Annotated in this window: 17 protein-coding genes; 8 read left to right on the top strand and 9 right to left on the bottom strand. The window is 66.8% G+C overall.

Annotated features, from left to right (window positions below; genetic code table 11):
• Positions 1 to 10: 10 nt before the first annotated feature.
• Entirely contained in the window at positions 11 to 2,050 is a 2,040-nt protein-coding gene (locus ACXYMR_RS13335) for an amidohydrolase family protein (RefSeq protein WP_458943389.1), read from the top strand.
• On the opposite strand, the gene ACXYMR_RS13330 is transcribed toward ACXYMR_RS13335, so the two are convergent.
• The 3 genes from ACXYMR_RS13330 to ACXYMR_RS13320 all read right to left on the bottom strand — a co-directional run bounded on the left by ACXYMR_RS13330 (position 2,047) and on the right by ACXYMR_RS13320 (position 5,971).
• A complete protein-coding gene (locus ACXYMR_RS13330) occupies positions 2,047 to 3,168 on the bottom strand; it encodes a hemolysin family protein (RefSeq protein WP_458943388.1) in 1,122 nt (373 codons plus the stop codon). The two genes, ACXYMR_RS13335 and ACXYMR_RS13330, sit on opposite strands and share 4 nt — an antisense overlap.
• A 93-nt stretch (positions 3,169 to 3,261) precedes the next feature.
• Complete coding sequence (locus tag ACXYMR_RS13325) at positions 3,262 to 5,055, bottom strand: N-acyl-D-amino-acid deacylase family protein (RefSeq protein ID WP_458943387.1); 1,794 nt, start codon at positions 5,053 to 5,055, stop codon at positions 3,262 to 3,264.
• The gene (locus ACXYMR_RS13320) at positions 5,024 to 5,971 is read right to left on the bottom strand and encodes a bile acid:sodium symporter family protein (RefSeq protein ID WP_458943386.1); all 948 of its coding nucleotides are present in this window, start codon (positions 5,969 to 5,971) and stop codon (positions 5,024 to 5,026) included. Before ACXYMR_RS13320 ends, ACXYMR_RS13325 begins: the two co-directional genes overlap by 32 nt.
• A gap of 272 nt (positions 5,972 to 6,243) precedes the next feature.
• Here ACXYMR_RS13320 and ACXYMR_RS13315 point away from each other — a divergent pair, with 272 nt between their 5' ends.
• The 6 genes from ACXYMR_RS13315 (at position 6,244) to ACXYMR_RS13290 (ending at position 11,049) form a co-directional block, all read left to right on the top strand.
• Complete coding sequence (locus ACXYMR_RS13315) at positions 6,244 to 6,708, top strand: winged helix-turn-helix transcriptional regulator (protein WP_458943385.1); 465 nt, start codon at positions 6,244 to 6,246, stop codon at positions 6,706 to 6,708.
• 255 nt (positions 6,709 to 6,963) lie between these two features.
• Positions 6,964 to 8,199, top strand: coding sequence for a parallel beta-helix domain-containing protein (locus tag ACXYMR_RS13310; protein WP_458943384.1), 1,236 nt, complete (start codon positions 6,964 to 6,966; stop codon positions 8,197 to 8,199).
• Positions 8,196 to 9,365, top strand: a complete 1,170-nt coding sequence (locus ACXYMR_RS13305; protein ID WP_458943383.1) for an SO2930 family diheme c-type cytochrome — start codon at positions 8,196 to 8,198, stop codon at positions 9,363 to 9,365. Before ACXYMR_RS13310 ends, ACXYMR_RS13305 begins: the two co-directional genes overlap by 4 nt.
• A 69-nt stretch (positions 9,366 to 9,434) precedes the next feature.
• Positions 9,435 to 9,752 (top strand): hypothetical protein, encoded by a 318-nt coding sequence (locus tag ACXYMR_RS13300; RefSeq protein ID WP_458943382.1) that lies wholly within the window; start codon positions 9,435 to 9,437, stop codon positions 9,750 to 9,752.
• A 339-nt stretch (positions 9,753 to 10,091) separates the two neighbouring features.
• Positions 10,092 to 10,547 (top strand): large conductance mechanosensitive channel protein MscL, encoded by a 456-nt coding sequence (mscL, locus tag ACXYMR_RS13295; RefSeq protein WP_458943381.1) that lies wholly within the window; start codon positions 10,092 to 10,094, stop codon positions 10,545 to 10,547.
• 16 nt (positions 10,548 to 10,563) lie between these two features.
• Positions 10,564 to 11,049 carry a hypothetical protein gene (locus ACXYMR_RS13290; protein ID WP_458943380.1) on the top strand — a complete coding sequence of 162 codons (486 nt, stop codon included), beginning with the start codon at positions 10,564 to 10,566 and terminating at the stop codon, positions 11,047 to 11,049.
• Between the two features lie 315 nt (positions 11,050 to 11,364).
• Here ACXYMR_RS13290 and ACXYMR_RS13285 read toward each other — a convergent pair whose 3' ends face one another.
• Entirely contained in the window at positions 11,365 to 12,738 is a 1,374-nt protein-coding gene (locus tag ACXYMR_RS13285) for a M28 family metallopeptidase (RefSeq protein WP_458943379.1), read from the bottom strand.
• 137 nt (positions 12,739 to 12,875) lie between these two features.
• Here ACXYMR_RS13285 and ACXYMR_RS13280 point away from each other — a divergent pair, with 137 nt between their 5' ends.
• Entirely contained in the window at positions 12,876 to 13,319 is a 444-nt protein-coding gene (locus ACXYMR_RS13280) for a DUF805 domain-containing protein (protein WP_458943378.1), read from the top strand.
• Here ACXYMR_RS13280 and ACXYMR_RS13275 read toward each other — a convergent pair.
• From ACXYMR_RS13275 to ACXYMR_RS13255, 5 genes are read right to left on the bottom strand one after another with little or no spacing between them, the layout of a single operon-like run.
• Positions 13,316 to 14,290, bottom strand: coding sequence for an NADPH:quinone oxidoreductase family protein (locus ACXYMR_RS13275; protein ID WP_458943377.1), 975 nt, complete (start codon positions 14,288 to 14,290; stop codon positions 13,316 to 13,318). The two genes, ACXYMR_RS13280 and ACXYMR_RS13275, sit on opposite strands and share 4 nt — an antisense overlap.
• Before the next feature lie 25 nt (positions 14,291 to 14,315).
• Positions 14,316 to 15,236: an SDR family NAD(P)-dependent oxidoreductase gene (locus ACXYMR_RS13270; protein ID WP_458943376.1), complete on the bottom strand. Its 921-nt coding sequence runs from the start codon at positions 15,234 to 15,236 to the stop codon at positions 14,316 to 14,318.
• Between the two features lie 33 nt (positions 15,237 to 15,269).
• Positions 15,270 to 15,740, bottom strand: coding sequence for a MaoC family dehydratase (locus tag ACXYMR_RS13265; protein ID WP_458943375.1), 471 nt, complete (start codon positions 15,738 to 15,740; stop codon positions 15,270 to 15,272).
• Entirely contained in the window at positions 15,740 to 17,455 is a 1,716-nt protein-coding gene (locus tag ACXYMR_RS13260) for a class I adenylate-forming enzyme family protein (RefSeq protein WP_458943374.1), read from the bottom strand. The genes ACXYMR_RS13265 and ACXYMR_RS13260 overlap by 1 nt, the downstream gene beginning before the upstream one ends.
• Complete coding sequence (locus ACXYMR_RS13255; protein WP_458943373.1) at positions 17,455 to 18,690, bottom strand: acyl-CoA dehydrogenase family protein; 1,236 nt, start codon at positions 18,688 to 18,690, stop codon at positions 17,455 to 17,457. The genes ACXYMR_RS13260 and ACXYMR_RS13255 overlap by 1 nt, the downstream gene beginning before the upstream one ends.
• Between the last annotated feature and the right edge of the window lie 20 nt (positions 18,691 to 18,710).

Here is an 18,710-nt window from a genome sequence, read left to right as displayed (position 1 = left end):
GAATTCTTCGATGTGGCCGAACATTCTTGCGCTCGGGCTGGGGCTTGCGATCGGGGCCGGTATGGCGGCAGCGGATGATGCCCTGTCCTGCCCGCCGGACACCGTTGAAACCGCCCGCTTCTCCGAACTGACCTCCGGCACCCGCCGCGGCGACCGGGTCGCCTGCGAGGCCGCGGACGGGTCACTGGTTTACCGAATGCGATCTGGGCGCTTCGCCTGGACCCGCGAAGAACGCTTAGTGCTGGGCGAGGATGGACTGCCGCTGGACATCGACATTGAGGGCAGCCTCGCGCCGGGCCTGGATTGGCGCGAATTCTACCGTCGCTCGGGGTCAAGGGTGAGCTGGGGCACGCCGCTCGCCCGCGCGGACCGTGAAGTCGACGGGCCGACCTATTATGTCCCCGCCTACCCCGCTCATGACCCGGGAATTCTCGTGCGGGCTCTCCTGCACAATGACGGCGCTCCCATCACGCTGCTGCCCGGGGGCGAGGCGCGCCTGCGTCTCGTCGCAACGCACACCCTCTCCGACGGTCAGGATCCCCGGGGCATCACCGTTCGGCTGTTCGCCATTGACGGGCTGCGCCTGTCTCCGACCCATGTCTGGCTGGACGGCAATTCGGACACATTCGCGGCCGAATGGATGATCCGGTCCGGCTGGGAAGCGCACTTCCCGGCCCTGCGAGCCGCGATGACCGAGGACAGCATGGCCTTCCTGCGCGACCGCTCGGCCACGCTCGTGCCGCCTTCGGCTCCATCGCAGCTCCTGGTCCGCAACATCCGCCTGCTGGACACCCGGACCGGCGCGCTGCAGGCCGGCATGAGCCTGCTGATCGAAGGCGAGCGGATTGTCGAGATCGGGCCGGCCTCCACCCTGGAGCCCCCCGAAGGCGCGACAATCATCGACGGTGCCGGCCGGGTCGCCATGCCGGGTCTCTGGGACATGCATGGCCATGTGACGATCCCCCGCGCCAGCCGTCCAGCCGAGGAATTGCCGCTATTCCTCGCATCCGGGGTCACGACCATCCGTGATCTCAGTCCGGAAACCGGGCTCCTTGTGCGCCTGCGCGACGCTGTCGCCGATGGCGAGGTAATCGGTCCGCGCATCATCGGCGCCGGACTGATCGACGGCGCCGGGGGCGAGGATGACGGCGTCGGCACCCTGGTCGCCGACGAGACCGGGCTGCGCGCCGCCGTGCGCCATTACGCCGGGCTCGGTTTCCGCCAGATCAAGACCTACAATGACTTTCCGCCCGCCCTGGTACCCGCCCTCGTCGAGGAAACGCGCGCCCACGGCCTCCGCCTCAGCGGCCACGTGCCTTTCGAAATGTCCCCAGTGGCCGCCATGGAGGCCGGCTATGACGAGTTGCAGCACCTCTACTACCTGCTCGACCCGGACCGCTCGAACGCCGACCTGATCGCGGCCGGCGAGGACTGGACCAGCTATTTTGTCCACCTCGCTTCGCTGCAGCGGGGGCATCCGGACCGCATCCGACTGCGCGACGCGCTGCTCGAGCACGGCGTCACGGTCGACACGACGCTGATGTTGTTCGCCGACTTCGAATCACCGCCGGGCTTTCTATCCGCCACCATCGACCGGGTCCCCGAACCGGTCGCCCATGTCATGCGCGGGCGCACGCTCTGCCAGAGCTGTCCGGTCCCGCACAATCCCTTTTCTCAAACCGCAGCCCGGCAGATCGCCGCAAATCTGTTCGACCTGACCGCCGAGCTGCACGAGGCCGGCGTGCCGATCCTGATCGGTACCGACCAGCCCTACGCCTGGGGCCTGCTGCGCGAAGAGATGGCCGCCCATGTCGAGGCGGGCCTGGCACCCGCCGAAGTCATCCGCGTAGCCACGCTCGGCGCTGCGGAGGCCATGGGCATGGAGGCCGATTTCGGCACGCTGGAAGTGGGCAAGATGGCGGACATCCTTCTCGTCAACGGCGACCCGACGCGAGACATCCAGGCGCTCGGGCGGATTGCGGCCGTTATCCAGGGCGGTCGCGTCCATGACAGCGCCGCCATATTTCGCAGCTATTCGATCGATCCCTAGGACGAAGGCGCCCCGGTCCGGCCGGCCGGCTGCGGCTCGGTGCCATCCGTCTCCAGCTCGGGCTGCACCGAATCCGGATGCAGGCCCAGCGCCTCCATCCGGGACTTCCACTTTGAGCGCGCCAGGGCCTGCATGTCCTCGACCGTGTCGCCCTCGTCGATGATCTCCAGGCCCAGCAGGGTCTCCACCACGTCTTCCATGGTGACCAGGCCCTGCACCGTGCCGAATTCGTCAATGACCAGCGCCAGGTGGCCCCGCGAGCGGGTCAGGTTGTCGAACACGACGGACGCGCTCATGTTATCGCGCAACGCCTGCACATCACGGCGGAAATCACTGATCTTGCGATCGAACTCATCGCGCGCCTGGGCCAGGAGAAGGTCCGACTTCAAGACATAGCCATTGAGGTCCTGCATCGTCCGGCCGCGCAGCGGGATGCGGGAAAACGGCTTGTCGGCGAACTGTTCGAAGAACTCCGCCACCGTCAGCTGATCCGACACTGTGAACATCACCGGCGCCGGGGTCATGATGTCGCGCACGGTCAGCCGGTGCAGGCGCATCAGATTTGTGACCACGACCATTTCCTGGTTGTCGATCACCCCTTCCTCGGCCCCGATCTCGGCCATCGCGCGCATTTCGTCGCGGCTGAAGGTGAAGGCGCTCTCGCCGGACCGGGCGATCAGCCGCGTCAGCTTCTCGGAAAACCAGACGAAGGGCCCCATGAGCCGCGTCAGGCCATGGATGATCGGCGCCATCACCGGCGCCAGCGCCTGCCAGTGCACGGCGCCCAGCGTCTTCGGGATGATCTCCGACAGCACCAGGATCAGGAAGGTCAGGATAGCCGAGGTCAGGCCGACCGACTCGCTGCCGAAGACCACGGCAGCCTGGGCCCCCACGCCGGCCGCGCCGACCGTGTGGGCAATCGTGTTGAGGGTCAGGATGGCCGCCAGCGGGCGGTCCAGATTGGCCTGAAGCTTGGTCAGCGTTTCTGCCCCGCGCCCCTGCTTCTTGCGCAGGGACTGGATGTAGGCCGGCCGCACCGAAAGCAGTACGGCCTCGGAAATCGAACAGAAGAAGGACACCACGAGGGCGAGGGCGAGATAGGCACTCAGAAGCAGCATGTCGGCCTTTCCGGTTTAATGAAGCGCTGTGCCTGCAACGGTCAGGCGCGGCATTCGATCCCCGTCGGCCCAGTCGCCGCGGAGCATGGTGTCCTATTCAGCCGCCTGCGCCGAGCCCCCGCGATACAGTCGCCCCGGCCGGGCCCCCGTGAGCTGGCCTTCGCGCATCACCACCTCGCCCTTCACCAGCGTCGCCACATAGCCGCGCGCGCCCTGCAGCAGGCGCTGGCCGCCGGCCGGCAGGTCGCGCTGCATGTGCGGCGGCTCCGACTGCAGCCGGTCCATGTCGATGATGTTGATGTCGGCCCGCAGGCCTTCCCGCAGATAGCCGCGATCGCGCATGCCCATATAGTCGGCCTGGCGTCCAGTCAGCATGTTGACCACGGTCGGCAGGTCGAGGCGCTCCCCGCGCTGCCGGTCGCGCGTCCAGTGGGTCAGCATGTAGGTCGGCATGGAGGCGTCACACACCGTGCCGACATGCGCACCGCCATCGCTCAGCCCGTACAGCGCCTGGGGATGGCGCAGCATGGTCAGCACATTGTCGTAGTTGAGCTCGGTGTAATTGTAGAGCGGCAGGTAGATCAGCTCGTGGCCGTCGCGCTCGAGCATGGTGTCATAGACCATTTCCATCAGCGGCACGCCGCGCGCCCGGGCCCGCGCCGCCAGCGACCGCTCGGGCGGTTGCTCGTAGTCCGGCGGATCGCCGAGCTGGAAGAATTTCTCCGCCACCATGTCGATGTGCTCCATCAACAGGTCCGCCAGCGGCGGCACCGATGAGCCGGGCCCCGAAAGCTTGTCCGTGGTCTCCGACAGGATCCGGGCCTTGAAGTCTGGCTCCTTCATGCGGGCCACGCGCTCGTCGAGCGGCAGGTCGGCGATCGCCTTGTAGCTGGGATACCCCATGAAGGGATGGAAGGTGCAGTTGAAGCCCAGGAACACGCCGATCGCCCGCGGCGCCACCTGAAGCCGGGCATCGACGCCCTCCGCCTTCAGCCCCTCGCTCAACCCGATCAGCTTGCGCCACTGGTCCGGGGCAAAATCGCGCTGCATCAGCGAAAACGAGAACGGTCGGCCCGAAGCCCGGGCCATGTCGGCAATGATCGACCATTCCTCGTCGAAATCCTGCTCGCCGCGCTCCAGGTTGAAGTCGGACACGGCCTGGACCACGCCATGCGCCAGCCCGTCAAACGCGCCGGCGATTCCTGTCAGCTCCGCCCGTGTCGCCTCGGAGGACGGCGTCCAGTCACCATCCGCGGTCTTGTGCACGTCGGATCGCCCGGTGGCGAAGCCCACGGCCCCGGCCTCCAGCGCCTCGCGGGTCAGCCGCCGCATTTCGGCAATATCGTGGTCATTGGCCGGCTCGGAATGCACTGCGCGGTCGCCCATCACGAAAACGCGCAGCGGGTCGTGCGGCACCATGGCCGCCACGTCAATGGTGCGCGCCTGCGCCTCGAGCGCGTCGAGATAGTCCGGAAAGCTTTCCCAGTTCCAGCTCAGCCCCTCGTGCAGCGCGGTACCGGGAATGTCCTCCACCCCCTCCATCAACTTGATCAGCCGGTCATGATCATGCGCCCGCACCGGCGCAAAGCCGACGCCGCAGTTGCCCATGACGGCGGTGGTCACACCATGGTCCACCGACGGCCGCAGCATATCGTCCCAGGTCGCCTGGCCGTCGTAATGGGTATGGATGTCGATGAATCCCGGTGTGACAACGCAGTCCGCCGCGTCGAGTGTCTCCCGGGCGTCGCCTAGATCCGTGCCGATCGCCGCGATGCGCCCGTCACGGACCGCGATGTCGGCCCGGCGCGCCGGTGCACCGGTCCCGTCTATAATCATCCCGCCGCGGATCACCAGATCATGCACCTGTCGCCCTCCTCGTCCTCGCATGCCGGCCAAGTGTGCGGTGATCGAGTCGCCGGAACAAGCCGGTCAGCAGCGATCCGGCTACCAGGTGCCAGATACTCCACAGCCCGACCAAGGCCGCCGCACCGCCGATGCCGTCGAACTGGTTCAGCAGGATGAGCAGGCCCAGCCCGGCATTCTGGATCCCGACTTCAAAGGTCAGCGCCCGGCGCCGCGCCCGGTCCAGCCGCAACGCCCAGCCACCGGCATAACCGAGCGCGAATGCCGACGAATTGTGCAGCAGGACCAGCGGCGCCACCAGCGTGCCCGCGGCCAGGATCAGGCCCCAGTTCTGCACCATGCCAATGGCCACCAGAGCGGCGATGCCCAGCATCGCCAGGGGCGCCAGCACGGCGCGCAGCCGCGCCGCCAGACCCGGTCGCCAGGACGCCAGCGCCATCCCCGCCACCAGCGGCAGCCCGAGCAGGGTCGCGGTCTGGATCAGGAAGGGCGCCGCCCCGATGTCGAGCTGCCCGACCAGCTCGGAGGTCGGCGGGTAGAGTGAGGCGAAGGCGAGGATGGAGACCGGTGTCACCAGGGCGGCCGACACGCTCGACACCGTGGTCAGCGATACCGAATAGGCCGCATTGCCCCGGCTGAACTGGGTCATCAGATTGGACACATTGCCGCCCGGGCAGGCGGCCACCACGATCATGCCGAGGGCCAGGCTGGCCGGCGGCTGCAGCAACCAGATCAGAGCAAGCGTCAGCAATGGCAGGCCGAGAATCTGCAATGACAAGCCGCCCACCACCCGGCCCGGCTGCGCCGCCACCCGGCGGAAATCGGCCAATCGAAGCGACAGGGCGACGGTAAACATCATCCCCATCAGCACCGCGGCGAGAATCAACCGCGTTTGGTCATCGACTATGACCAGTGCCGCATCGAGCTCATAATCACTCATAAAAAATTCGCTTAATCAGTTGCTTATTGAACCCAACCCTGCCGCAGCAAGGCGTTTCGGCGGTTTGCGAACGCGTTTCATTTCAACTAAAACCCTCGCCAAGAGAACAAAAATCTGTATCTTTTGCCCGCGAGGATTTTGCGGGGACATCAAGCTACTCACGGTCGTTGACCCATCCGGGTCTCCGGTCGATGACCTCATTTCGGTAGCTTGTCATGCATTGGAATTGATCACCATCGCTTGGGCGCGGTGGGCACAACTTGGGGTACATTATGGGCCGGAAACGATTTGACGAAATGCCGTGTGCCATCGCGCAGACCTTGAACCAGGTCGGCGACTGGTGGACGCTCCTGCTGGTACGCGACGCCATGAAGGGCGCGCGCCGCTTTTCCGACTTCCATGAGAGCACCGGCATCGCCAAGAACATCCTGACCGACCGTCTGAAAAAGCTGGTCGACAACGGCATCATGACACGCGAGGAAGTCGGCGTGCGCGGCCAGCGCCAGGAATACGTCCTGACCGAGCGCGGTGAAGCCCTCTTCCCCATCCTCATGGCAATGCAGCAATGGGGCGACAAATGGGTCTATGGCGAGGATGACCGCCCGATCGAACTGATCGACGCCCGCACCGGCGAGGAGCTCGCCCCGGTCACCGTCGCCAATGAAAGCGGCGAACCGGTGAGCCACAAGGACATCGCTGCCCGCGAGGCGGCCGAACGTTTCAAGCAGACGGGCTAGGCGCACCCGGCCGCAAGGACCGCGCCGCCAGCCTGTCGAAAGCGAACGGGCTTTGCCTTCTTCGCTCGAGGCGACCTGGACGCAACAACGCGCCCGGGTCGCCATTGATCTCCTGCAAGCCGGCGCGGCTCTGGGTGGAAGCTGCGCACGGCGCCTGGCTTCAATCCGCCGATCCGCCCCTTCCCAAACCTGTCTGAACATTGTTCACTTTGGCCGTCGGCCGCGCGGCCGGAACGGATTCGGGGAGACTGGACAATGCATCACCTGCTCACGGGACGTCACGGCACCGCCGCGCTCGGCGTGACCCTCACCCTCGCCCTCACCGCTTGCGGCGAGCGCGCCAGCGCCCCGGCCTTCGACACCGACTACCAGCTCGTTCTCATCGAACAGCTCATCGACGCCCGGCCGGGTGACGTCATCGAGATTCCCGCCGGCCGCTACGCCTTCGACCGCTCGCTCAGCCTCACCGTGGACGGCGTCACCCTGCGCGGTGCCGGGGCCGACGAGACCATCCTGTCCTTCGCCGGCCAGGTCCAGGGCGCCGAGGGCCTGCTGGTTACCGCCTCGGATTTCACCATCGAGGACCTTGCCATCGAGGACCCGATCGGCGACGGGCTCAAGGTCAATGAAGGCACCAACATCATCATCCGCGGCATCCGCGTCGAGTGGACCAATGGCCCGGACACCGGAAACGGCGCTTACGGCATCTACCCCGTCCAGACCACCAATGTCCTGATCGAGAACTCCATCGCCATTGCCGCCGCCGATGCCGGCATCTATGTCGGCCAGTCGCGCAATGTCGTGGTCCGCAACAACCGCGCCGAGCGCAATGTCGCCGGCATCGAGATCGAGAACACGATTGGCGCCGACGTGTACGGCAACATCGCCACCGCGAACACCGGCGGCATTCTCGTCTTCAACATGCCCAACCTGCCCCAGCCCGGGCACACCACGCGCGTCTACAACAATGTCGTGACCGGCAACAACACGCGCAATTTCGGCCATGAGGGCACGCCGGTCGCCTCGATCCCGGCCGGTTCGGGGATTGTCATCAATTCAAACGATGACGTTGAGATCTTCAACAACGAGATTGCCGACAACAAGACCGCCAACATCATCATCTCCTCGCTGCACTCGACCGGCTATGCCGACTACGCCGCGCAGGACGATTTCGACCCCTATCCGGAAGGCATCCACATCCACGGCAACGCCTTTTCCGGTGGCGGCAACAACCCGGACGGGCTCGACCTTCAGGGGCTCAAACTCCTGGTCGCCGGCCCGCTCGGCCGCCTGCCGGACGTGCTCTGGGACGGCTATGCCAATCCGCAACGCTCGGCCGGCGATCCGCCGGTCATCTGCCTCGACAATGGCGAGGCCGAGCTGGTCAATGCCGACGGACCGAACGGCTATGCCGATCCGGCCATCACCACCGATCAGCACCGCTGCAGCCTCGACCCGCTGCCCGCTGTCGAGCTCGATCCGGCGCGATGACACGAACGGCCTGTCTCGCCCTGATCGCGACCACGCTGCTGGTCGCCTGTGATGCACCGGCCTCACCCGCAGCCGCGCCGCACTCCGGGACCACGTCCCCCGCGCCCATCGCCGGCACACCGACCTTCATCGCCGAGGGACGGCCGCAGAGCCTGGGTGACTGGGGCATGCTGCGGCTCGAGGGCGACCGCCTGCGCCCGGCCGACGGCGTCATGCCCTACGATCTCAACGCCGCCCTCTTCTCCGATTACGCTCACAAGCTGCGCACGCTGTGGATCCCGCCGGGCGAACAGATCGGCTGGCGCGAGGGAGCGGTCCTCGACCTGCCGGTCGGCACGGTCATCACCAAGACCTTCTGGTATCCCGAGACTGCCGGCGGCGATCTGGTGCTCGACCTGGACGCCGGCAGTGGCGCCAGCCATAACGGCCTCGACCTGACCCGGGCCCGCCTGATCGAGACCCGCGTCCTGGTCCACCGGGAGAGCGGCTGGGACGCCCTGCCCTATATCTGGAACGAGGCCCAGACCGAGGCCACGCTGCAGCGCGCCGGCGCCCTGCTCCGTCTTACCGGCACCACCGCTGCCAACGCCACGCTCGATTTTGCCTACGCCGTGCCCAATGCCAACCAGTGCGCCGGCTGCCACGCCACCGACAACACGACGCGCGCCATCCAGCCGATCGGCCCGGCGGCGCGCCACCTCAACCGCCACGAACCGCATGGCGACCGCAACCAGCTCGCCGCCCTGGTCGAGGCGGGCTGGCTCGACCGCTGGCCCGGCCCGGAGGCCACGCTTGCCAGCGCCAACGACCGCGACCCGGCCGAGCCGCTCGAGGCGCGCGCCCGCGCCTATCTCGACATCAATTGCGCCCATTGCCACAATCCGGTCGGCCCCGCCGACACCTCCGGCCTCCACCTCGGTCCGGAGACGCCGCACGGCGCCCAGCTGGGCTTCTGCAAGCTGCCCATCGCGGCCGGTGGCGGCACGGGAGGCCGCCGCTACGCCATCGCCCCCGGCCAACCCGACCACTCCATCCTGCTCTACCGCATGGAGACCAATGATCCCGGCGCCATGATGCCCGAGCTCGGCCGTGCCGTGCGCGACGAGGCCGGCATCGCCCTGATCCGTGACTGGATCGCCAGCCTCGGTGGCGATTGCGGCGGCTGATGCGCCGATTTCGCTTGGCCACCCCGACATGCCGCGTCTAGGCTCCTTGCGTACAAGGGGGACACCATCATGATCATCACCACACTGGCTGCCTTCATCCTGGCCCAGGTCTCGACCGACGTCCTGACCGAGAACGCGCTGGAAATCTCCGGTCCGGCCGGCAGCTACACGACCTATTTCGAGACCGACGGCACCTACACCACCAGTATCGGCATTTCCGGCACCTGGGAGGTCGTCGACGGCGAGATCTGCGTCGTCCGCTCGACCGGCGAGGCCGGCTGCGTGCCCATGCGCGAAGATGCCGAACTCGGCGACAGCTGGGACGGCGTCAACGCCGCCACCGGCATCACCGTCACCTACACCATCGTGGCCCGCGACGCGGACTGAGCCTTACGCTCCGAATCATGCAGACAGGGCGCCCGGCTATTGTCCGTGGCGCCCCTCTCATTGCCAGTAGGGAGCCGGCGCCCCCGGCGCCCACCCCGCCATACTTTCCATGCCAGCCAGCCCGCCCGAAGGGGGTCGCCACGTCAAGGGTCCCGACCGCGAAGCGGCGCCTGCGGCGCCCTTGACGTGGCGACCCCCTTCGGGCCCCATCGCAGGCAAGGAATGAATGGTTTTCCCTGCGCTGCGCCGCGGTACCCGAAACCCATGAACTCCCGGCCTATTCAGGCGTTTGATTGGAAGCGCGCTCATTCAGGGCAAGACACACAGGGGGACACCACCATGCTCAAGGACTTCAAGGATTTCGCCATGCGCGGCAATGTCGTCGATCTCGCGATCGGCTTCATCCTCGGCGGCGCCTTCTCGACCATCGTCAAATCCCTGGTCGACGACATCATCATGCCGCCCATCGGCCTTGCCCTCGCCGGCGTCGACTTCACCGAGCTCTACATCGTCCTCGGAGACGGTGAATACGACAGCCTCGCCGCCGCCCAGGAAGCCGGCGCCGCGACGATCAATTACGGCCTCTTCATCAACGCCGTGATCTCCTTCCTGATCATGGCCTTCGCCCTCTTCCTGGTCATCCGCGGCCTCAAGAAGATGTCCGAAGACAAGGAAAACTCCCCCGCCGAACCGTCGACGCCGCCCAAGCAGGAACAGCTGCTGACGGAGATCCGCGATTTGCTGAAGGCGCAGGCGTCAGGTCGCAGCGTGCCGCCGGAGGGGCCGCAGGGCTGACCGCCGGTCCTCCTGAATGCGCACCCTCCTTGCCCTTGTCCTGCTGGCCGCCACGGCTGCCGCAACCAGTCAGGCCGATCCTGCGCCGGCCATGCGGGCGGCCGAGGCGATCGAGCACTCGATCGCCCAGCCTCACCGACCACTGGCCCCGCAATGGATCGTCATGCACGTCTGCGCCAGCGGCACGGAGGGAGCGACCGGCTACCTCAACTCGGCGGCCGACTACCGCAGCCGCGCCTCGCTCAATGTCGAGCTGCCCCTGCCCGTACGCGCCGAACTGCAACGCCGTCTCGGCGCCGACCCGGTGGCCTTCCTGCCCGGACGCCGCATCCTCGTCTACGGCTCGGCCCGCCAGGTCCGCATCGACTGGTTCCGCGGCGGCCAGCCCACGGGTGAATACTATTTCCAGACCCAGCTCCGCCTGCACGACGCCGATCATCTCGAACTGGTCGACACGGATCCGGATACCAGCGCCGCCAGCTGCCAAGCCCTGGTCAGCTGACGCCAAGCAGCCCAGTCAGTTCGGGCATCCGCCCGAATATCGCTGTGGAAAAAACCGGGGCAGCCATGCGCCCGCACCGGCCCATTCATCTCTTGCCGAGAGATCGCCTCAAGGGGATGTCCAACTCAAGGGTGCAACCGCGAAGCGGCGGCTGCGCCGCCCTTGACTTGGACATCCCCTTGAGGCCCGCTGGCCGACAAGAGATAATGCCCCACTCTGCGCCTGGCGCGGGTCACGTCACCCCTTCTCCCCGACTGGGGAGCAAGTCCCCGTAGGGGGATGAGGGGCGGCGCGCAGCGCCCACTAAACTACCCCTCAAAACCGCCCCGCAGCCCCCGGAAACACCACCACCGTCTCGCTGCCGTCCGTCGCCACCGCCGACACCCCGAAATAGTAATTGTCGATCACCACATTCTCGAGCGTCCACTCGTCCGTCATCCCGACAAAGCGCGACCACTGCCATTGCGGCTGGTCGGTCAGGCGCCAGTGCACGCGGTAGCCGGCCAGGTTCTGCGCCGCCTCGCCGGTGGCCATCGTCCAGCGCAGCGTCGTTGACGGCTCCACCGCGCCCTCGATCTCGACATCGGCCGGAAACGGCGGCGCGCCGGCCAGCTGCGCCAGCACGGCGACATTGAGCGCCGTCAGCTTGGCCGCGTGCGCGAAATCCACCCCGTCCAGCGTGTCGCCATAGACCCGCCCGTCCTCGGTCCGCAGGTCCTGGTGCTGGCGGTCGTAATGTTCGTTGGTCTCCATGATGCGCACGCCGGGAATACCGACGGCATTGAACGGGCGGTGATGACCGCCGCGGCCGAAGCGGTCGAGACGGTAGACCATCATGACGTCGAGATTGGGGATGTACTGGTCGGCCGTCCGGTCGACAAAGCGGGCCAGGTTGCGCGACGGACTGTCGACCTCGCCGCCGGTGAAGCGCCGCGCGCGCGCCTCTTCCGGCGTCTCGACTGCCCGCGTGCCCTCGGAGAAGACACGCGCCGTGGTGTTGTCGGTGACGCCATTGATGCCGGCGATATTGCCGATCATGTCATTGTTGAGCACCGCCTTGATGCGCCAACCCTCGTCCAGTGCATGCTGCGCCACGATCTGGCCGCCGAACAGGCCCTGCTCCTCGCCGCTGAGGCCGGCATAGACAATGGTGCCGGCAAACTCGTGCTGGCTCAGCACCCGCGCCGCCTCGATCACCCCGGCCATACCCGAGGCATTGTCATTGGCGCCCGGACTGTCGGAGGTTCCGTCCAGTGGGTCGGTGACCCGGCTGTCAATATCGCCGGACATCATGACCATCCGCTCCGGGTCCAGCGTGCCGCGCTGGATGGCCAGCACCGAGACCACCTCGGTCGGCTCGGGAATACGCCGCTCGCCCTCGATGGTGTCGGAGACGTAGATCACCTCCAGGCAGCCGCCGCACTCCGCCGAGATGCGCTCGAACTCGTCGAATATCCAGCGCCGCGCCGCGCCGATGCCGCGCGTGTCCGATTCGGTCTCCGAGAGGGTGTGCCGCGTGCCGAAATTGGCCAGCCGCTCGATGTCGGATGCGATACGGTCCGCCGAGACCGCGGCCACATGATCATGCACCGCCAGCACCTCCGCCGGCGGCGCATGCTGCTGGGCGGCGGCCGGTGCGACCAGGGCGGTTGCAGCCGCCAGGGCAGCGAAAATCGTGTTGCGGGACATGGACGTCCTCCCCTCGGAAGTAATGATGCTGGGATCAGTGTTTCCGGCCTCGTTGACCGGGTCAAGCGCCCCCGGCGACTTGCCGCCGGGGCCAGACGGGATACAATCACAGGTATTCTTGAGAAGGACTGGTCGGCATGAGCTTCACCGAGGCAATCGCCAGCGGTTTTCGCAACTGGCACGATTTCGAGAGCCGGGCATCGCGCAGCGAATACTGGTGGTGGCACCTGTTCTCGAACGGGCTGGTGCTGTTTGGCGTGGCCATCGGCATTGCGATCTTTGCCTTTTGGGCCGGAGCGCAGGCCGGCGCGACGCCGGGAAACCCGAAGGAGGCGCTGCCGACGGCGGCCAACATCCTGTTGGCCGGCACCGTGCTCCTGTTCTTCATCCCCAACCTGTCCATGACCATCCGCCGCCTGCACGACAGCAACCGCACCGGTTGGTGGTATCTGATCAAATTCGTTCCGTTCGGCGACCTCGTCCTGATTGTCTTCATGCTGTTGGAAGGCGAGGACGGCGAGAATCGCTTTGGCCCCGATCCCAATGTCGAGACGGTTGCCTGGAGTGGGGCGCTCGCCTAGGGCACCAGCACCACCTTGCCGATCGCCTTGCGCCCCGAGAGCTGGTTGAAGCCTTCCAGGTAGTCCTCCAGCCGGTAGGCGCCGGCGATGTGCGGCTTGATCTTGCCGGCCTCGTAGAAGTCGAACAGCTCGGACATGTTCTGCCCGTGCCCGGCCGGTTCGCGCATCGCCCAGGCGCCCCAGAACACGCCGACGACGTCGGCGCCCTTGAGCAGCGGCAGGTTGAGGGGCAGCTTGGGAATGTCGCCGGCGGCAAACCCGATCACCAGATGCTTGCCGCCCCAGGCGATGGCGCGGAAGGCCTGTTCGGAGAAATCGCCGCCGACCGGATCATAGATCACGTCGACACCGGCCTTGCCGGTCAGCTCCTTGACCCGCGCCTTGAGGTCCTCGCTCGAGTAATTGATCGTCTCGTCGGCACCATGCTCGCTGCACACCGCCAGTTTCTCGTCCGACGAGGCCGCCGCGATCACCTTCGCCCCCATCGCCTTGCCCAGCTCCACCGTGGCCAGCCCGACCCCGCCGGCCGCCCCGAGCACCAGCAGCGTCTGCCCGGCCTTGAGCCCGGCGCGCTGCTTCAGCGCGTGATAGGACGTGCCGTAGACGATGGTCAGCCCGGCAGCCGCCTCGAACGGCATGGCGTCGGGTATCTTGGTCACCGCCTCGACCGGCACCACGGCCTGCTCGGCGAACGCCCCGACCATGGTGTTGAACAGGACCCGGTCACCGATCTTGAAGGCGGCCACGCCCTCGCCCAGCTCGATCACCTCGCCGGCGCCTTCCGTGCCGGGCACGAAGGGCAGCTCCGGGCGGAACTGGTACTCGCCGCGCACGCACAGCAGGTCGGGGAAGTTCAGCCCGCCAGCCTTGACGGCGATGCGCACCTGCCCCGGCGGCAGGGCGGGCGGATCGATATCCGTGACCTCGAGCCGGTCCTCGGGTCCAAATTCGCGGCACAGCAGGGCTTTCATGGTGTCACTCCTTGGATGTCGGGGGTCAGCCCAGCTTGACGCCGAGATGGGCGGCCGCCTTCTGCAGGAACTTGATCGACTGCTCGCCGCCGGCTTGCGGATCGGTCTGGCCGGCCGGGTCGGTGATGTCGCCGAAACGGGCGCGGATGTTCTCCGGCGTCTGCTCCTCGGGCGGCAGGTAGATACCGTCGGTCTCGTAGATCCGGGCCACCGCATAGCCGCCCGCGCCGGCCGACAGGATGGTGCGCGAGGGCGCGTCCTCGGAGACCAGGAAGACCAGGCCCGTGGTCACTGCCTCCGGGGTCAGCAGGTCGAGCGCCGCCTGCGGCATCAGATCCTCGGTCATGCGTGTCGCGGCCACCGGCGACAGCGCATTGACCCGGATATCGAACTTGGCACCCTCCAGGTGCAGCGTGTTCATCAGACCGACCAGGCCCAGCTTGGCGGCGCCGTAATTGGACTGGCCGAAATTGCCGTACAGGCCGGACGACGAGGTGGTCATGGCGATGCGGCCATAGCCGGCCTCGCGCATGATCGGCCACACCGCCTTGGTGCAATTGGCCGAGCCCATCAGGTGCACGTCGATGACGGCCTGGAAATCGTCGAGCTCCATCTTGGCGAAGGTCTTGTCGCGCAGGATGCCGGCATTGTTGACCAGGATGTCGATACGGCCCCACTCATTCATCGTCGCCGCCACCATGTCGGCCACTTCGGAGCGGTTGGTGACATTGGCGCGGTGGCTGATCGCCTCGCCGCCGGCGTCGCGGATCTCCTGCGCCACGTCCTCGGCCGCCGAACCGGAACCCTCGCCGGTGACCGCCCCGCCCAGATCATTGACCATCACACGGGCGCCGCGCGCCGCCAGGGCCAGCGCATGCGAGCGGCCCAGCCCGTGCCCGGCCCCGGTCACGATGGCCACCCGGCCGTCAAAACGGATATCTGCCATGTCGTCGTCCTCTACGCTCTACACTCGTTGGGTTCAGTCCTCGCCGCCGACCACCTGCAGGGTCAGCCAGGTCGCCATCAGGGCCGGCTTGTCACTGTCCTCGATCTCGACCGTGACGTCATAGCTGAGCTGCCATTGCCCCGGCCGGCGCTCGGTCGCCCGGGCCAGCACGAAGCGGCCGCGAATGCGCGAGCCGGAGCGCACCGGCTGCAGGAAGCGCACCTTGTCGAAGCCGTAATTGATGCCCATGGCGATGTTTTCCAGCACCAGCGTCGTATTGGCCGCCAGGTGCGACAGCATGGACAGGCTCAGGAAGCCGTGCGCAATGGTGCCGCCGAACGGCGTCTCGGCCTTGGCCCGGGCCTCGTCGATATGGATGAACTGGTGGTCCTCGGTGACATCGGCAAAGGCGTCGATGCGGTCCTGGCCGATCTCGACCCAGTCGGACACCCCGACCAGCTGGCCGATCCGGCCCGGCAGGTCTTCCGGCTTGATCATCGGCATCAGGCTACCCCCTCGTGTTCCAGCAAGGCCCTGCGCAAGGCCGGCTTGTCGATCTTGGATGTGCCGCCGCGCGGCAGCGGCCCGTCCATGCGCCAGTAATGGTCCGGTCGCTTGAAGGCGGCCAGGTGCGGTTTCAGGAATTCGGTGATCGCCTCATCGCTCAACGTGGCCCCGGGACGCACCAGGATCGCCGCTCCGACGCGTTCGCCGAGGCGCTCGTCGGGTATGCCGATGACGGCTGCCTCGATGATGTCCTCATGGCGCGCCAGCGCGCCCTCGACCTCGAGGCAGGAGACGTTTTCGCCGCCGCGGATCACCATGTCCTTGATGCGGTCGACAATGGTCAGGAAGCCGTCCTCGTCGAGCACCCCGACATCACCGCTCCTGAACCAGCGATCGGCGTCGAGCACTGCCGCCGTGTCCTCCGGATGGTTGAGATATTCGCGGAACAGGATGGGACCGCGGAAGCACACCTCCCCCGGCTCGCCGGTCGCGGCCTCGCTGCCGTCCTCGCGCATGATGCGGATCTGCGTCACTGCCGGCACCGGCCGACCACACGATCCCGGCCGCGCCTGGTAATCGCCCAGCCCGTTATAGGTGCCCAGCGCATTGGTCTCGGTCAGCCCGTAACCCGAACTGGACCAGGCCTGCGGCAGCACCTCATTGAGCTTGTCGACATGCGCCGCCGGCCGCTTGGCCCCGCCAGTGCCCATTTCCTGCAGTGTCGGCAGCTCGATACCGCGCTTCTCGATCTCCAGTGCCAGCTCATGCGACATGGTCGGCACGCCGACCACGCTGGTCAGCTTCTCCGCCTCGATCAGGTCGATGGCATCGCCGACATCCCACTTGCGCATCAGCACCATCTTGCGGCCGGACATCAGCGACATCATGAAAATGGCGTGCGAGCCGGTGCAGTGAAACAGCGGCAGGCACAGGAGAATGCCCGGCTCGCCATCGACCAGGTCCTCATCGCCATTGGCCAGCTTCACACCGGCCCCGAGCAGGGCGTAGGACAGCACCGCCGACACCGCGCCGCGATGCGTCAGCACCACGCCCTTGGGATGCCCGGTCGAACCGGAGGTGTAGAAAATGGCGAAATCGCTGTCGGTGGGGATGTCCAGCTCCGGCGGCCCCTTGCCGGCTCCCGCGGCCAGCAGGCCGTCGAAATTGTCGGCGGTGTTGTTGATGTCCCCGCGCCCGGCAATCAGCGTCAGCCCAAGCGCCGGCGCGTGCGGCCGGATGCGCTCGATCTGGCGGTAGCCGGCGATCACCAGCTTGGCCTGGCAGTCGGTCAGCGCATAGGCCATTTCCTCCGACGTCCACCAGCCATTGAGCGGTACCACGACGGCACCGGCGGTGATGATGCCGAGGAAGCAGGCCATCCATTCCGGCGAATTGCGCATGGCCAGCGCCACCCTCGTACCGGGCGTGACGCCATGCTTGTCGATCAGCGCATTGGCCACCGCCACCGACTTGCCGACCAGCTCGCCATAGGTCCAGCGCTGGTCCTCGAACACCACGGCTGTCTCGCCCGCGAATTCCATCGCCTTCATGAGCAGGAAGCGCAGGTCAGGCGGCGCGTTGACATAAGCCGGCATGGAGACGCCGAGCACGTCGGCCTCACCGACCTTGAACACCTCTTCGTGCTGGAGGATCTGGGCGACCACCGCGTCGATACGGGCGCGGTCCGGGGCGGGTTTGCGTGTCGCCGTCATCAATCGAGCGCCTCGTTGATGTAGTGCTTCAATTCCTTGCGGGCGATCACCATGCGGTGCACCGCGTCGGGCCCGTCGGCAAAGCGCAGTGTGCGCAGACCGACCCACATGCCCGCCAGCGGCGTGTCCTGGGAGATCCCCGTGCCGCCATGCATCTGCATCGCCTCGTCGATGGTGTCGAGCGCCACCCGGGGCGCGATCACCTTGATCTGCGAGATCCAGGGGGCCGCCGCTCGCGCATCGCCCTGGTCCATCATCCAGGCCGCCTTGAGGCACAGCAGCCGCGCCTGCTCGATGGCCATGCGGCGTTCCGCGATGATGTCGTAATTGGCGCCCAGCTTGGCCAGCGGCTTGCCGAAGGCGGTGCGCGACACCGAACGGCGGCACAGCAATTCCAGCGCCCGTTCCGACTGCCCGATGGCCCGCATGCAATGGTGGATGCGGCCCGGCCCGAGCCGGCCCTGGGAAATCTCGAAACCGCGGCCGCGGCCGAGAATGAGCGCATCGGCCGGCACGCGCACATCGGTGAAACGGATATGCATGTGGCCGTGCGGCGCGTCGTCATGCCCGAACACCGTCATCGGGCGCAGGATCTCGATGCCCGGCGTATTGGCATCGATGAGGAATTGCGAGTGCCGGCCGTGACGCGGCGCCTCGTCATCCTCGGTGCGCGCCATCAGCACATAGACCGAGCAGCGTGGATCACCGGCGCCCGAAGCCCAGTACTTCTCGCCGTTCAGGACCCACTCATCGCCGTCCAGCTGGGCGTCGAAGGCGATATTGGTGGCGTCCGACGAGGCCACGTCCGGCTCGGTCATCAGATAGGCCGAGCGGATCACGCCCTCGAGCAGCGGCTTGAGCCATTTTTCCTTCTGCTCATCGGTGCCGTAGCGCTCGATCACCTCCATGTTTCCGGTGTCCGGGGCGGCACAGTTGAACACTTCCGGGGCCAGCGGCGACCAGCCCATCTCCTCGGCCAGGTAGGCGTACTCCACCGTCGACAGCCCGTAGCCGTGCTTGGACCCGGTGAGCCAGAAATTCCACAGGCCGCGCTCGCGCGCCTTGGCCTTGAGGCCCTCGCGGATCTCGATCTGGCGCTTGGTGAATTCGAAACGGCTGCCAGCCTTGCCGACCTCCGCGTGATACTCGTCGTCGAGCGGCATGATCTCGTCGCGCACCATGGTGCGCACCTGATCAACCAGCGGCTTAACGCGTTCGCTCAGTCCAAGGTCCATGTCTCTCCCCAATCCGTGTT

It is taken from the genome of Maricaulis sp. CAU 1757 (genome assembly GCF_054482675.1).
Note: the sequence above shows the minus strand (reverse complement) of the source record. Positions and strands in the feature narration are given on the sequence as shown.

Coding starts and splice junctions, on each gene's coding strand:
- ACXYMR_RS13335 (WP_458943389.1), top strand. CDS start 11: ATGTGGCCGAACATTCTTGCGCTCGGGCTGGGGCTTGCGATCGGGGCC.
- ACXYMR_RS13315 (WP_458943385.1), top strand. CDS start 6,244: ATGGGCCGGAAACGATTTGACGAAATGCCGTGTGCCATCGCGCAGACC.
- ACXYMR_RS13330 (WP_458943388.1), bottom strand. CDS start 3,168: ATGCTGCTTCTGAGTGCCTATCTCGCCCTCGCCCTCGTGGTGTCCTTC.
- ACXYMR_RS13305 (WP_458943383.1), top strand. CDS start 8,196: ATGACACGAACGGCCTGTCTCGCCCTGATCGCGACCACGCTGCTGGTC.
- ACXYMR_RS13310 (WP_458943384.1), top strand. CDS start 6,964: ATGCATCACCTGCTCACGGGACGTCACGGCACCGCCGCGCTCGGCGTG.
- ACXYMR_RS13290 (WP_458943380.1), top strand. CDS start 10,564: ATGCGCACCCTCCTTGCCCTTGTCCTGCTGGCCGCCACGGCTGCCGCA.
- ACXYMR_RS13260 (WP_458943374.1), bottom strand. CDS start 17,455: ATGACGGCGACACGCAAACCCGCCCCGGACCGCGCCCGTATCGACGCG.
- ACXYMR_RS13265 (WP_458943375.1), bottom strand. CDS start 15,740: ATGCCGATGATCAAGCCGGAAGACCTGCCGGGCCGGATCGGCCAGCTG.
- ACXYMR_RS13270 (WP_458943376.1), bottom strand. CDS start 15,236: ATGGCAGATATCCGTTTTGACGGCCGGGTGGCCATCGTGACCGGGGCC.
- ACXYMR_RS13320 (WP_458943386.1), bottom strand. CDS start 5,971: ATGAGTGATTATGAGCTCGATGCGGCACTGGTCATAGTCGATGACCAA.
- ACXYMR_RS13275 (WP_458943377.1), bottom strand. CDS start 14,290: ATGAAAGCCCTGCTGTGCCGCGAATTTGGACCCGAGGACCGGCTCGAG.
- mscL (WP_458943381.1), top strand. CDS start 10,092: ATGCTCAAGGACTTCAAGGATTTCGCCATGCGCGGCAATGTCGTCGAT.
- ACXYMR_RS13300 (WP_458943382.1), top strand. CDS start 9,435: ATGATCATCACCACACTGGCTGCCTTCATCCTGGCCCAGGTCTCGACC.
- ACXYMR_RS13280 (WP_458943378.1), top strand. CDS start 12,876: ATGAGCTTCACCGAGGCAATCGCCAGCGGTTTTCGCAACTGGCACGAT.
- ACXYMR_RS13255 (WP_458943373.1), bottom strand. CDS start 18,690: ATGGACCTTGGACTGAGCGAACGCGTTAAGCCGCTGGTTGATCAGGTG.
- ACXYMR_RS13325 (WP_458943387.1), bottom strand. CDS start 5,055: ATGCGAGGACGAGGAGGGCGACAGGTGCATGATCTGGTGATCCGCGGC.
- ACXYMR_RS13285 (WP_458943379.1), bottom strand. CDS start 12,738: ATGTCCCGCAACACGATTTTCGCTGCCCTGGCGGCTGCAACCGCCCTG.